The sequence below is a fragment of the Aeromonas sp. FDAARGOS 1418 genome, assembly GCF_019048585.1.
Classification (GTDB): Bacteria; Pseudomonadota; Gammaproteobacteria; order Enterobacterales; family Aeromonadaceae; genus Aeromonas; species Aeromonas caviae.
Genome location: NZ_CP077387.1, coordinates 3,875,076 through 3,889,483, shown reverse-complemented (window position 1 = coordinate 3,889,483; position 14,408 = coordinate 3,875,076). Strand labels below are relative to the sequence as shown.

Below are 14,408 nucleotides of genomic sequence, written 5' to 3'. Positions count from 1 at the left end.
AAGGATAAACTTAATTGCCTGATAACGTTAGTAAATGATCTCCAATCCCAGGCGTGCGGCTCAGAGAGCCGATGGCCTCGTCGCCCTGGATCAGTTGCGATAGAGCACCTTGATGAGGTGGAAGCCGAACTTGGTGCGCACCGGCCCCAGCACGGTCAGCAACTCCCCCTTGAAGACGGCATCGTCGAAGGACTTGACCATGTCCCCCTTGGAGAACTCTCCCAGATCGCCGCCACGCTTGCCGGAAGGGCAGGTGGAGAAACGCTTGGCCATCTGGCTGAAATCGGCGCCCTTGGCGAGCTTCTCCTTGATCTCCAGACACTGTTTCTCGGTCTTGACCAGGATGTGCTGGGCACAGGCTTTTTTCATCGGAATGCTCCTCGGCGAGGGGAAAGGGGGCGCAAGATTACTGCAATTGCGCCTCCACGTCAGCCCCTCGGGCGCGAGACCCGGCTCCGGGGGCCGGTGGCCAGGGGGACCCTGGCCCGGGATTGCCAGAGGATCTCCAGCCCCAGCAGGGCATAGAGGCTCCAGATGGCCAGGGGGTTGAGCCAGTTGCCCCCCATCTGCAGGGTGGCCAGGGCTGCGCTCACCAGCAGCAGGACTATGCCGGGCAGGCGCCAGTGGGCAGACAGGGGGGCGAGCAGGGCCATGCCCAGCAGCAGGGCCAGGCCAAAGGGCAGATTGAGCGCGGTGAAGGCGAGGGCCTGCTGGCCGTTCATGCCGGTCAGCAATGCCAGCAGGGCGCTGCAGCAGGCCAGGAAGGTGATGAACTCGAGTCGGTCGGCGATGTAGTCAGCCAGTTGTTCGCTACGTAGGTGCATGGGGTCTCTCCTGCGATGATTGGGATCAGTGTGGGACAGGCCGGAGCGCAGGGGCAGCGGGATAAATCGATTGAATTGAACGAAGCTTTAGTGCCATCTATTCAAGTGATTGATTTAAACTTATTTTCCTGTTCAATAGCAGGCAGGGTGGGGAAGAGGGCACGGAGCAAGTCGAGGGGGACGGGTTGACGAAACCCGTCGGATGCGGGGTGTCCGACAAGGGTTGTCGCGACGAGCCGGACCCTGCTGCCAGCCCAAGGCCGCCAGGGGAGATCCGGCGTGGCGGGGTCGGTGGTGGCGTTTTGTTCGCCCCTTGCCCGGATTGTGCGCAGTTTGGCTCCTCACACCCGGCTGGCTCCTTGCTGGGCCGAAGCGATCCCCGCACCGGGGGCGGCAGAGCGGCACGCAAAGGGGCCCCGAGCGTGGGATTTCGCCGTCGCGATTATGCTAGGATGAGCGGCACTCGCCCGGGATGAGTCTCGGTATCGTACTAAATAACACAATCTTTAAATCATGTTATTCGGGGAAAATGACGTTTGACAGGATGCTATCCTACTTTTCTCACCGGGAGCACTTCATCCGGGCGATCCCGTCGCCCCGGGCCCGGTCTCTTGCTGCTCGCCCTCGCTCTCTGGCTGATGGCGATGCCCGCCATGGCGGCCAAGTTGACCTACCAGATCAAGGGGGTCAGGGGAGAGCAGAAAGACAACGTCGAGGCCTACCTCAACGCCCTGCCCGTCTACCAGGAACGCCAGTACCGCCCCGCCCGCGCCAAGATCACCGAGAGCGTACAGAAGGCGCTGCAGGTCTATGGCTACTACCAGCCCAAGATCACCCTGAACCGCGACAAGAAGACGCCCGCCAAGGTGGTGATCGAGATTGAGCGGGGGGAACCCGTGATCATCTCGCGCCTCGACATCCTGCTGGAAGGGGATGCGGGGAGCGACGAGGTGTACAGCGAGCTGCTGGACAAGCTGCCCCTGAAGGAGGGAGATCCCCTCAACCACGGCAAATATGAATCCATCAAGGCGGATCTCGGCAGTCTGGGGCTGGCCCGCGGCTATTTTGACGCCAAGATAAGCAAGAGCCAGGTCAAGGTTTTCCCGGAACAGGGCAAGGCGGAGATCTACATCCTGTTTCGCTCTGGCCCGCGCTACCATTTCGGTGAGATCCGCTATGACGCGACGCCGGAGGCACTGCACCTGATCCGCCCGCTCATCAACATCAAGAGCGGTGATCCCTATCTGGCGATCCGTCTGGCGGAGATGTCCCAGGATGTCTCCTCCACCAAGCTGTTCAAGCAGGTGGACATCAAACCCCTGATCAGCCAGGCCGAGGGCAACCGGGTGCCGGTGCAGGTGACCCTCTCCAACCGGGTCGATCACGAGATTGAGACCGGTATCGGTTATGCCACGGACGTGGGGCCGCGCCTGAGTGCCACCTGGGAGAAACCCTGGGTGAACCGCTATGGTCACCGCCTCTCCAGCACCGCCAAGATCTCGGCGCCGGAAGCGGAGCTCAGCTTCGACTACCAGATCCCTGTGGGCAACCCGCTGCGGGATTACTACTCCCTGCAGGCGGGCTATCAATACACCGACAACAACGACACCCGCTCCGATCTGGCCACCTTCGGGGTGCACCGCTGGACACGCCGACCGGAGAGCTGGGACAGAGACGTCTTTGTGCGCCTGGAGAACGAGCGCTACGTCCAGGGTCAGGACGAGGGGAACAGCCTGCTGCTGATCCCCGGCGTCTCCTGGTCACGGCTGCGGGTGCGCGGCGGTCTGGTGCCGGATTGGGGGGATCGCCAGCAACTGACGATGGAGTTCTCGAGCCCCTACTGGGGGTCCGACATCAGCTTCATGCGGGTGTGGGGGCGCAGCAAGTGGCTGCGCACCCTGGGCGAAGATCACCGTTTCCTGATGCGGGCCGAACAGGGGGCCATCGTCGGGGATGATTTCTCCCTGGTCCCCCCTTCCCTGCGCTTCTTCACCGGCGGCGATCAGACGGTCCGGGGCTACGGTTACGAGACCATTTCGCCACGGGGGGACGATGGCAAGCTGACCGGCGGGCGCTACGCCAGCGTCGGCAGCCTGGAGTACAACTACCGCTTCAGCGAGAAGTGGCTCGGCGCCCTGTTCGTGGACGCCGGGACCGCCACCGTCGACTACAGCGAGGCCTGGAAGATAGGCACCGGGGTCGGGGTGCGCTGGGTCACCCCCATCGGTCAGGTCAGGCTCGATCTGGCGGTGGGCATTTCCGAGGAGGACAAGCCGCTGCGGCTGCACTTCGCACTGGGGCCGGAACTATGACCCGGCAACCAGGCGCATATCCTCTTCTTTCTCTTTTCTGGCCGCTGCGGCTGCTTTCCTTGCAGGGGTCTGCATCGTGATCTGGGTAAAACGCATTTTCTTGTGGCTCATGGGCCTCTTCTTCTTGCTGCTCATCGGCGTCAGCCTGCTGGGCTTCACCCATCAGGGCAACAAGTGGCTGTGGCAACAGGCCAGAGCCGCGCTGCCCTCCCTCAAGGGGGAGCTGGTGGCGGGGCAACTCGGGTATGGCTGGACCTTCGAAGGGGTTGGCTGGCAGGACGAGCTGGTGGATGTCACCGTGGAGCGGGCCGTGCTGGACTGGGATCTGGGCAAGCTCCTGCAGGGCAAGCTCTGGATCAAGTCTCTGGCGGTGACTCGCCCCGTGGTCCGGGTGGCGGAGTCCGAGCCGGTGCCGGAAGAGCCGTCGGAGCCCTTCGTCTGGCATCCGTTGCCGCTCAAAATCCAGGTCGACAGCCTCAAGGTTGCCGATCTCGATGTGGCGGTGCCCGGCGTGACGATCACCCTCAAGGATCTGGACATTGGCGCCGCCCTGGATCGCGCCGGGCTCATCGTGCGCGGCCCCGTGCTCGATGGCCTGAACGTGGTGCTGGCACCCTCCCCGGTGGAGGCTGCCAGTGACAAGGGCGCCAAACCGGCGGATGAGAAAAGCGCCACCCTGGCGGTCGGCGAGGGCAAGGCTGCCCCCGGTGACAAGACGCAGGCCGCAAGCAAGCCCGAGCCCATGGTGCTGCCGGCGGTGCGACTGCCTTTCCCCATCCAGCTGGAGGGGCTGAAAGCCACGGCGTTCCGTTATCAGCAAGGTGAGCTGGTGGAGGGGCTAGACAACCTGTTGCTGTCGGCCACCGCCGAGGAGGAGCGCATCGACATCCGGGAGCTCTCCCTGCGCCATGCCATGGCGGATCTGGCCTTGAGTGGTCAGGTGCGCCTGCACGAGGATTACCCCCTCGCCCTGACTCTGGATGCCAAGGCGCGTCAAGGGCTGCTGGACGGGGAGCTCAAGGGGGAGCAGGTCAATCTCGTCCTGGACGGTTCTGTGGGCAAGCTTGGGGTGGCACTCAAGGCCAAGGGGCCGGTGGGCGCCAATCTCAAAGGATCCCTTGCGGCCCTCGACCCGGATCTGCCCTTCGATCTGGCGCTGGACTGGAAGAGCCTCTCCTGGCCCCTGCACAAGCCTGCCAAGGATGAGCCCAGCTATCGGCTGGACAAGGGCACCCTGAGCGCCAAGGGCAAGCTCTCCGGTTACCAGTTTGCGCTCAACACCGCCGGCAAGGGGACCGATGTGCCCCCCTTCAAGGTGGCGCTCTCGGGCAAGGGGGATCTCAACCAGCTGAGCCGTATCGAGCTGCTGCTGGGGGCCCTCAAGGGGGAGCTCAAGCTCGACGGCAAGCTGGCCTGGAGCAAGGGGGTCCAGTGGCAGGGGACGACCGAATTCAAGGGGATCAACCCGGCGGAGCTGGTGCCCGAGATCAAGGGGGCACTGGCGGGCAAGATCACCAGCCGCTTCGATCTGGATGAGGCGGGCCACTGGCAGCTGGCCCTGCCCGAGCTCAAGGTGGATGGCAAGCTCAACCAGTATCCCCTGGCCTTGCAGGGCAGGCTCAGCGGCAACGACAAGATGGAGTGGACCATCCCGGCCCTGGCGCTGCAAAGCGGCCCCAACCGGCTGCAGGCCAAAGGCTCGCTCACGACCCAGGCCTGGAAGCTGGATGCGGATCTGGATGCGCCCAAGCTTGGGGGGATATACCCGGGTCTGGGAGGGGACATCAAGGGCCAGGTGCGCGTCACCGGCAATCAGCAGGCGCCGCGCGTGAATGCCGATCTGGTGTCGGGCCGACTCGCCTACGCGGGCACCGTCCTCAAGGAGACCGTCATCAAGGCCAACGCCCTGGTCGGGGAGAAGCCCGCCGGTGAGGTGGCGGTGACGGTGGTGAGCCTGGCGCAGGGGGAGACCAAGCTCTCGCAAATCGCCCTGAACCTGAGCGGCGATCTCGAGCGTCACGGGCTCACCTTGACCATGAAGGGGGATCCCCTGGCGGCAGACCTCAGCCTGAATGGCAGCTTGCGCGGTGACCACTGGCGTGGCGCCCTTGCCGAGCTGAAGCTCAAGACCCCCCTCAAGCGCTGGGCGCTGACCGCCCCCTGGTCTCTGGACCTGGATCTGCCGAAACAGCAGCTGACCATGGGGGATCTCTGCCTCGCGTCCCAGAAGGCCAGTCTCTGCGTCAAGGGGAGCCGGATAGCCCAGTCCCAGGGCAATCTGGAATTTGCCCTGAACGAATTTGATCTCAAGCGGCTGCGCCCCTGGTTGCCGGACAATTTCCGCTGGCAGGCGGTGCTGTCGGCCGACGGGCGCGCCAGCTGGCGCGGCAACCAGCCGACCCTGCACGCCACCGTGCGTACCACGCCTGGGACCTTCGTCACCGACGAACTCAAGACCGACTACCAGCGCCTCGAGCTCGGGATCGATTTCGAGCGCCAGCAGGCCGCCATCCGGGTCGATTTCGCTTCCGAGCAGATCGGCAACATCGACACCGATCTGCTGATCCGGGATCCCGCTGGCCGCGGCAACCTCGGCGGTCAACTCAGGTTTGACGATCTGAAGCTGGCGACCTTTGCGCCTCTCATTCCCGAAGTGCGCTCCCTGCAAGGGGTCATCTCGGCGGATGCCCGCTTCGACGGTACCCTGGCTGCCCCCCTGCTGTATGGCGAGCTGAACCTGAAGGAGGGGGAGGTTCAGACCCACTCCGACATGGTGACCCTCTCCAAGCTGGTGACCCGCCTCAAGATAGAAGGCAACCGGGCCGAACTCGACGGCTCCATGATGGTGGGCAAGGGCCCCCTGGTGCTGGGGGGCTGGCTGAGCTGGGCCCAGCAGCCGGTGACCGGCAGCCTCACCATTCAGGGCAAGGAGCTGGAGGCCCAGTACCCGGGCATGGGCCGGGTCAGGGTGACCCCTGACATCGCCATCTCTCTCGGGGAGGAGACCAGGGTGACCGGTCAGGTGGACATCCCCTGGTCGCGCATCCTGGTCAAGAGCCTGCCAGACAGCGCGGTAGCGGTCTCCGATGACGTCACCGTCATCTACGACGATCTGCCGCCAGTCCCCAAGGCGGCACCGCTGCCCATGGAGATCAGGCTCGCCATCCGGCTCGGGGACGACGTCCGCCTCGAAGCCATGGGACTCAAGACCAAGGTGGGAGGGGCCCTCAACATTCGCCAGGATCCCTCCAAGCCGCTCTCGGGCAACGGGCAACTGGAGCTCAGGGACGGGCGCTTCAAGGCCTATGGCCAGAACCTCATCATCAAGGAGGGGCGGATCCTCTTCTCCGGCCCCATCGATCAGCCCTATCTCAACATCGAGACCTATCGGGATCCGGACACCATCGAGGACAACGTGACCGTCGGGGTGCGGGTGACGGGGCCGGCTGCCAAGCCGAAGATCACCGTCTATTCCGAGCCGCAGATGGCGCAGTCCGAACAGCTCTCCTATCTGTTGCGGGGCAAGGGATTGCAGACCAGCGGCGAGGATGGCGGCTTCAACGGCTTGCTGGTGGCGGGGGCCGTGAGTCAGGCGAGCGGCGTGGTCTCCAGCATCGGGGAGTCCCTCGGCATGAGCGACGTGGCCCTCGATACTGCAGGCAGTGGCGATGACACCCAGGTGACCCTGTCGGCCTACCTGCTGCCCGGCTTGCAGTTCCAGTACGGGGTCGGGGTGTTCAGCCCCATCGCCGAATTCAAGCTGCGCTACGAGCTGATGCCAAGGCTCTATCTGCAGGCCATGAGCGGGGTGGCCCAGGCGGTGGATATCTTCTATCGCTTCACCCTGTAAGGGGCGCGGATGACAAGACAGATGCCTGGGGAGACGTTTATCCCCCTCTGCCCGACCTGCCGATGACAGCTGTCGCCAGCAGGTTCGGGGTGAGAGCGTGCATATATTGACGGGAGGCCTGGCCTCCCGTTTTTTTTGGCTATGTCCCAATTACGTGTTGCATCGGGTGCCCTAGCGCCTCATGCAAACACATCTTGGTATTTACCTCCCTGCCGTAACGTTCCAGCATCCTGCGCCAGCCCAGATAATTCCTCAGGTAGTGGGTTGCGACTCCATGGAATCGTTCCATCCACTCCTTCAACCGCCGGTGATATCCGTTCACATGCTGGATGTGGTATGCCCCAATGACTCGCTCACCTCGACGGTTGTACACCACCTGATGTGTTATGCCCCGCGCTTGGCTGAAACTGGCATACACCCCTGCACCATCACTGCAGAGCACTGCATCGGGCGCGATGAGTGGCTGCAACACCGCTTTCACCGTCTGCGCATCCAGTCTTTCCAGCTGAAAGTCGGCTTGATGGCCCGCCCTGTCCTGCACCACCATCACCGGGATGTAATCCCGCCCGGTCCCCCGGGTACGCCCTTTCCCGCCACGATGTCTTGCCGGACGAGGCAACCCTCGCTGCCCCTTGAACGATTCGAGGAAGAAGGTTTCATCCACTTCCACAATGCCTTCTTCCCGTGTTGCCTGGTGGTTTGCCATCGCCTTCAGGAAGCGGTGACGCCACAAGAAGGCGGTGTTCTTGCAAACACCGCAGCGGACGGCGGCCTGGCGGACAGTGAGCCCGTCGATGAGAGCCTGGGCGTAGTCCTCCCAATGCTCAGCCTTACGTAATCTGGCCAAAGGCGTCTTGGTGAGGAGAGAGCTGGTTCGCCGACACTGCTTACAACGGTAACGACGCAGCCCACGGCTCCAGCCCCAGGGGGCCAGCTGGGTGGCATCCGCCTGGCAGTGGGGACAGCCGCAGCATGTGGGTAACTGGGCATGGAGGGACGTAATCGGGTGTGGAGCGGCGAGCTCATGCTGAGCGACACGGCGCTGACGCAGAGTAAGTAATGGAAAGAGGGACAACAGGTGTTGGAAGGCTGGCGTATCCATGATGAAGGTCCTCGCGGTGATGACCTACTTCCAGATTAGCCTTCCAACACATAATTGGGACAGCGCCTTTTTTTGTAGAAGAATGGGATTTGTGGAAGGCAGAAAAGCGAAAACCCGGCACAAGGCCGGGTTCTCTGAAAGATGGTGGAGGGAGAAGGATTCGAACCTTCGAAGGCAGAGCCGTCAGATTTACAGTCTGATCCCTTTGGCCGCTCGGGAACCCCTCCACGGGGCATGACCTGATTGTGCGCACTTGAATGGTGGAGGGAGAAGGATTCGAACCTTCGAAGGCAGAGCCGTCAGATTTACAGTCTGATCCCTTTGGCCGCTCGGGAACCCCTCCCCAAGTGCGAGGCGCATACTAACAGATCTGTCGCGCTTGTGAACCCCTCTGCCGGGATTTTTAATGCTTAAAGGATCGGGTTGATGGCCGATAAGCAATGAAACCTTCATTTCCAAGATTTATCTCATGCTGCCCAGTGCGATTCGTGACCGCTTGCTCGTGGATGAGGCCCAGTTGGGCCAACGGCTCAACCAGGATCTCCGTGCGGGGGACCGTGCCGACTTCAGGCTGCATCTGGCGCTGCTGACTGATGCGGTGGAAGAGCAGCCCTGGTTTGATGCCCCGCCCAAGCCTGCGTCGGGTGAGCTGGATTGGCGCTCCCGTTTCGGTCTGATGCCCCGGGCGTCCCTGCAAGGCGGGGTGGAAGAGAGCGATGCCACCAGCCTCAACGAGCGTCTGCAACAGGGCGGGTGCATGACGGATGTGAGACTCTGGCTGGCGCTGCGCTCCCCGCCACTGGTGAGCCGAACGCCCGCGCTGGATCCCGCGGTGTACGACAACCTCTCGGCACTGGGTCGTGAGCGATGGCAGGCCCGACCTATGGGCGCTGACCCCAGGGAGGAGGCTCCACTGATGATGCTGCCGCTGCTCGATGAGCTTGCGCAAGGGGTGGATGCCAGGCTGCGCTGGCTGGGGTGACGGCACGGTAGAATGCAAAAAGGCGGGATGACCCGCCTTTTGCTTTATGAGTGGTGAACCTTGTCAGGCGTCTGCTTCGTCCGGTTGGGGCACTTCCTTGCCGGCGGCACGACGGGCGATGGGTTTTTCCGTGTGACGGTTGAGCTGGCGTTCCAGCTTCTGGCCCAGGTCCGTGATGGCGGCATAGAGATCCTCGTGCTCTGCCTGCGCAAACAGTTTGCCGTTGGGAATGCCGATAGTGGCTTCGACGATATACATCAAACGCTCTTTGGAGATGATCACATGGGGTGTGATAAGAGGCACCTGAAGACGCTCGAGCTTTTCAAAACGGGATTCAATGCGCTCGCGGATGGCTGGGGTGATGTCGATGATTTTACTGGTCATTTCGATTTTCATAATGGCCCCCTTCGGGTCGTCTTGCTTGTGTCTTCACCTCCAGATTACCCATGTCGCCAAATCAAAATGTGATCTGCGTCACGAAAAATCCCCTTGGGAATCCCGCTGTCCATAAATTGTGAGCTTTTCCCGTTTCATGCCAAAAACCGCTTGAGCTCAGTGAAACAGGCAGGCAGTATCAGCAAATAGGATCGTTTCTGTCCCCCCTCGGCAGCGCCTTGTGTCGACCCGATGTTTGGTTTTTGCCGCATAGTCTCGAATTTTCTCCACCCACATCGCCTCATCGCATCGCAAAATCATTGCCATGCGCCGGTGGAGATATGCGCGCAAACGGATATGCTTTTCTGCAGGAGTCGGGGTGGATAACGTGGTTGTAGTGGTTGGAGTCGTAGATGAAGCAGCAAGCCACCCAGATGATGTGGTTTTATGATCGGCAGCATGGGCAATGGAGCCTGTCTGATCATGTCTCTTGTGAACCCTGGGCAGGGGAGGGAACCCACCCCTGGGCCACCCAACTTGAGCGGGAAGATGAAGCGGGTTTCGCCGATTTTCTTGCAAGACTCCACGATTCCGGCCAGCCTGGCCAGTTCATCGGTCACCTGCGCGATGAGGACGGCAAGGTACACCACGCGCTCTGGTACGGTCAGTATGTGCCTGCACAGGGGCTCTGTTGTGGCTGGCTTGCCCCCCTCGAAATGATGCATCGCGAGATGGATCGCGCCGACTCCCCCGCAGGCGTGACACCGCCGCTTCCCATGTTGCAGGCCCCCTTGCTGGCCAAGCTGGCGCAGGCGCTCTCCGCCAAGACGGGGCTCGATTTTTGCCAGACCCTGGTCAACGAGCTGGCCCATATCCTGGGAGCCACAGCCGTCTGGCTGACGGAGCGGGTCGGTCTCGACAGGCTCAGGGTGCTGGCGAGCCACGGCATCGACGTCAAGGAGTATGCCCTCTGTGACATGCCCTGCCAACAGCTCTATCGCCAGGGGGCCTCCAGCGCGGTCCCCGTGAGTGAACCCCTGACCGGGTATCCCGACCTGCCCCCGGGCCAGCACTATTACGCCCAACCGCTGCTCGATCGCAACGGTCAGATCCTGGGTCATCTTGCCCTGCTGTTCCCGAGCCAGACCCGGACCACGGATCTGGACTCCGTCCTGACCATCTTCTCGGTGCGCATGGTGGCCGAGCTGGAGCGCCTGCAGAGCGATGCCTTGATGCGGCTGTCTGCGGTGGCCTTTGAAACTCACGAAGGGATCATCATCACGGATCCCGAGTTCAAGATCCTGCGGGTCAATTACGCCTTCAGCCAGATCACCGGCTTTGACAACCAGGGGGTGATTGGTCTGCATCTTGGCAACGATCTCTGGTCGGGGCTGGGAGGGCTGGGTTACGAGCTCAACGCCCTGGATCGCTGGCAGGGGGAAACCCTGCGCCTGCACGCCGACGGTCACGCCTATCCCCAGTGGGAGATCGTCACGCCGGTGCAGGATGAAAAGGGGGGGATCAGCCACTATGTCATCTTCTTCGAAGATATTTCCGAGCGCAAGGCGGCGGAGCGCCGCATCCAGGATCTTGCCTTCTATGACGAGCTGACCGGCCTGCCCAATCGCCGTCAGCTGCACGAAACCCTGACCCAGGCGTTCACCGATGCAAATCGCAGTCACCTCATCGGGGCCCTGCTGTTCATCGATCTCGACCACTTCAAGACCATCAATGATTCCCTGGGGCACGCCACCGGCGACTGGCTGCTCAAGGAGGTGGCCAGCCGTCTCAAGCGGCTGGTGCGCCAGGGGGATTGTCTGGCCCGTCTCGGCGGTGATGAGTTCGTGTTGTTGCTGCCAGCGCTCTCCATCAGCCCGCCCCAGGCGGAGATGCAGGCCGACCTCATCGCGGAGCGGCTCATCGGGGAGATCGCCGCCCCCTATGATTTCAGAGGCCAGGTGCTGCACATCGGCGCCAGTGTCGGCATCACCCTCTTCCCCGGTCGGGAGCAGGAGGCGGGGGATCTGCTCAAGCAGGCTGACACCGCCATGTATCAGGCGAAATCGGCGGGCCGCAAGACCCGGCGCTTCTTTGATGCCTCCATGCAGTTGCAGGCCGACCGGCGTCTGCACATTCACAACGAGCTGCGCAGTGCCCTCGACAATGGGGAGCTGACTCTCCACTACCAGCCCCAGCACATGGTGGCGGGGGGGGAGATCATCGGTGTCGAGGCGCTGATCCGCTGGCAACCCCCCGGGCGTGCCCTGGTGTCGCCTGCTGAGTTCATCCCCATTGCCGAGGAAACGGATCTCATTGTCGACATCGGCAACTGGGTATTGCACGAAGCCTGTACCCAGTACGTCTCCTGGGAGGAGAGCGGGATCCACGTCCCCCAGCTGTCGGTCAACGTGAGCGCCAAACAGTTCCATGCTCCCGACTTTGTCGATCGCATTCACGACGTGCTGGCGGCCACCGGCATGGATCCCGCCAGCCTCAACCTGGAGATCACCGAGTCGGTGGTGCTGGGTCATGCGGAAGACACCATCAGCAAGATGGCGGAACTCAAGACCCTGGGCATCAGCTTTGCCATCGACGACTTCGGGGCGGGGTACTCTTCCCTGAGCTACCTCAAGCGGCTGCCGGCTGACGAGCTCAAGATCGACCGCTCTTTCATCCAGGACATTCCCAAGGATGGTGACAACATGGCCATCGTCGAGGCCGTGATCGCCATGGCCCGCCACATGGGGTTCAACGTGACGGCGGAGGGGGTGGAGTCCCGCCAGCAACTGGAGTTTCTGCAGGCACAGGGCTGCCATTTCTTCCAGGGATACCTCGCCTCCAAGCCGCTTCCTGTTCCCTACCTTGAACGCTATGTCAGCCGCCAGGTACGCGGTGATCGCCCCGTCTGCACCGATAAAAATAGTGTGGCGTAGCCCCTGTGCTTAGCGGGTAGAATGAAGGTATGTCACCACCGCACTTTGGCGGTGGTTATGTCTTCAAGGGGAGAATGCCATTCGTGAAAGTCGTGCAGGGAATCATCTTGTCTGCGCTCTGGATGCCGGGGCTGTTGGCTCCTGCCTTCGCGCAGACCATGGAGCAGTCTCTCTATCGCCAGGCCCATGAGGCCGTGCGTGCCAATGATCAGGTCAAATTCAGCCAGCTTCGGGCACGCCTGATCCACTATCCGCTGTTGCCCTATCTGGATTACTACCAGCTTGCGTTCCGTCCCGGGGCGGCAGACTACAACGATGTGACCCGCTTCATCCGCCAGCACGGGGACACCCCCCAGTCCAACCGGCTCGAGCGCAGCTATCTCACCTATCTTGCCCAGAGCCAGCAGTGGTCCCAGTTCCTGCGCTTCTATCCGGCCAAGCCAAGCTCCACCGATCTGCTCTGTCAGCACTATCAGGCCCGCTACTACACGGGGCACCAGAGTGAAGCCCTGCAGGAGGCAGGCAAGCTCTGGTTGAGCGGTCAATCCAGGCCCGATGCCTGCGATCCCCTGTTCCAGCTCTGGCAGCAGGCGGGTCTGCGTACTCAGGAGAAGATCTGGGAGCGCATGAACCTGGCTTTCGAGGCCCAGAACCCCAACCTCATTCGCCACCTCGGTGCCCAGCTCGGCAGCGGCATGAAGGGGTATGGCGATCAGATGATCGCCCTGTATGACCAACCCGTGCGGGCGATGAATCCGGCCAACTTCACGGCGGCGCCCCCGTCGCGCCATCTGCTCTCCCTGGGGCTGGCCCGCTACGCCAATCAGGAGCCCGACGCGGTTCTGCGCCAGCTGGGGGAGATGACCCGTCGCTTCGGCCTGAACCATGCCGAGGTGAATCGGGTGGAGAAGGCGGCCGCCCGCCGCCTGTTGTTGGACCGCTCTTCTGACCAGCGTGCCTGGCTGGATACGGCCCTGGTGCGGCTCAAGGATCCGGAGCTGGTGGAGCTGCGGGCCCGTCTTGCCATCTGGGAGCAGGATTGGCGCGGCCTCGAAGGGTGGGTCAAGCGGATGCCCATGGGGCTGCAAAAAGAGGATCGCTGGCGTTACTGGATGGCGCGCTCGCTGGAGAAACAGGGGCGGCAGAAACCGGCGCGGGACCTCTATCTCGAGACTGCGAACCTGCGCGGCTTCTACGGCTTCATGGCGGCCCAGCGCACCGGTGTGCCCTATCGCATGAAGAACCAGAGCGTGGCGCACAAGGTGCCGGACTGGCAAAGTGCCAGTCGCCGTTGGCCCTTCCTGCTGCGGGTGCGTGAACTGCTGGCGATGAACGAGATCACGGCGGCCCGCTCTGAGTGGATCCACAACATGGATCGCAACAGCGTGGCCCAGCGCCTGGAGTTTGGCCACATCGCCCTCAACCAGGGCTGGCACGAGCTGGCGATCCTCTCCAGCATCCGTGCCGAGGCCTGGGATGCGCTGGACCTGCGCTTCCCGCTGCCCCTCAAGCGCACCTTCTCCCAGATGGCACAAGAGCGCACCATGAACACCAGTCTGCTCTACGCCATCTCCCGTCAGGAGAGCGCACTCTATCCCCTGGCCCAGTCACCGGTCGGGGCGAGGGGGTTGATGCAGCTGATGCCTGCCACCGCGAAAGAGACGGCCGGCAAGCTTGGGGTCCCCTATCGCAACGAGCAGCAACTGTTCGACCCGGCCATGAACATTCGTCTTGGCAGCGCCTACCTCAAGCGCCTGCTGGATGTGTATGACGGCAACCGGATCCTGGCGGCGGCGGCCTACAATGCGGGTCCTGGCCGGGTCAAGCGCTGGCGCGAGCAGAGCGACAACAAGCCGATGGATGTCTGGGTGGAGAGCATCCCCTATCGGGAGACGCGCAACTATGTCCAGAACGTGCTCTCTTTCGATCTCATCTATCAACACAAGCTGCAGCAGCCCTTGCGTTTCATGTCGGAACGCGAGCTGAATCACGCCTATTGAGTTCGGGGGCAGTCGTTGTCGCGGCTGCCT

General features: G+C 62.5%; 9 protein-coding genes and 2 tRNA genes. 5 read left to right on the top strand and 6 right to left on the bottom strand.

Annotated elements, in window-relative coordinates:
- Window positions 1-90: 90 nt before the first annotated feature.
- Together I6L48_RS18100 and I6L48_RS18095 are read right to left on the bottom strand one after the other, a co-directional pair.
- Entirely contained in the window at window positions 91-369 is a 279-nt protein-coding gene (locus tag I6L48_RS18100; protein WP_039039827.1) for a peptidylprolyl isomerase, read from the bottom strand.
- A 59-nt stretch (window positions 370-428) separates the two neighbouring features.
- On the bottom strand, window positions 429-824 hold the full coding sequence (locus tag I6L48_RS18095) for a hypothetical protein (protein ID WP_042878109.1): 396 nt from the start codon (window positions 822-824) through the stop codon (window positions 429-431).
- Between the two features lie 536 nt (window positions 825-1,360).
- On the opposite strand from I6L48_RS18095, the gene I6L48_RS18090 reads away from it, so the two are divergent.
- Complete coding sequence (locus I6L48_RS18090) at window positions 1,361-3,136, top strand: autotransporter assembly complex family protein (protein ID WP_042017328.1); 1,776 nt, start codon at window positions 1,361-1,363, stop codon at window positions 3,134-3,136.
- 76 nt (window positions 3,137-3,212) lie between these two features.
- Window positions 3,213-6,986, top strand: a complete 3,774-nt coding sequence (locus I6L48_RS18085) for a translocation/assembly module TamB domain-containing protein (RefSeq protein ID WP_216987569.1) — start codon at window positions 3,213-3,215, stop codon at window positions 6,984-6,986.
- A gap of 139 nt (window positions 6,987-7,125) precedes the next feature.
- Here the strand turns inward: I6L48_RS18085 and I6L48_RS18080 are convergent, their stop codons facing one another.
- The 3 genes from I6L48_RS18080 to I6L48_RS18070 all read right to left on the bottom strand — a co-directional run bounded on the left by I6L48_RS18080 (window position 7,126) and on the right by I6L48_RS18070 (window position 8,431).
- Window positions 7,126-8,088, bottom strand: a complete 963-nt coding sequence (locus I6L48_RS18080; RefSeq protein WP_041215707.1) for an IS1595 family transposase — start codon at window positions 8,086-8,088, stop codon at window positions 7,126-7,128.
- Window positions 8,089-8,230: 142 nt separating this feature from the next.
- Window positions 8,231-8,315 (bottom strand) — tRNA-Tyr (locus I6L48_RS18075).
- A gap of 31 nt (window positions 8,316-8,346) precedes the next feature.
- Window positions 8,347-8,431: transfer RNA gene (locus I6L48_RS18070), tRNA-Tyr, on the bottom strand.
- A gap of 126 nt (window positions 8,432-8,557) precedes the next feature.
- Here I6L48_RS18070 and I6L48_RS18065 point away from each other — a divergent pair.
- On the top strand, window positions 8,558-9,070 hold the full coding sequence (locus I6L48_RS18065) for a VC2046/SO_2500 family protein (protein WP_041215524.1): 513 nt from the start codon (window positions 8,558-8,560) through the stop codon (window positions 9,068-9,070).
- 63 nt (window positions 9,071-9,133) lie between these two features.
- Here the strand turns inward: I6L48_RS18065 and raiA are convergent, their stop codons facing one another.
- Window positions 9,134-9,466, bottom strand: coding sequence for a ribosome-associated translation inhibitor RaiA (raiA, locus tag I6L48_RS18060; protein WP_010674126.1), 333 nt, complete (start codon window positions 9,464-9,466; stop codon window positions 9,134-9,136).
- 392 nt (window positions 9,467-9,858) lie between these two features.
- Here raiA and I6L48_RS18055 point away from each other — a divergent pair, with 392 nt between their 5' ends.
- The gene (locus I6L48_RS18055; protein WP_042882603.1) at window positions 9,859-12,378 is read left to right on the top strand and encodes a bifunctional diguanylate cyclase/phosphodiesterase; all 2,520 of its coding nucleotides are present in this window, start codon (window positions 9,859-9,861) and stop codon (window positions 12,376-12,378) included.
- 83 nt (window positions 12,379-12,461) lie between these two features.
- Window positions 12,462-14,378, top strand: a complete 1,917-nt coding sequence (locus I6L48_RS18050; RefSeq protein ID WP_042882612.1) for a transglycosylase SLT domain-containing protein — start codon at window positions 12,462-12,464, stop codon at window positions 14,376-14,378.
- Window positions 14,379-14,408 lie beyond the last annotated feature (30 nt).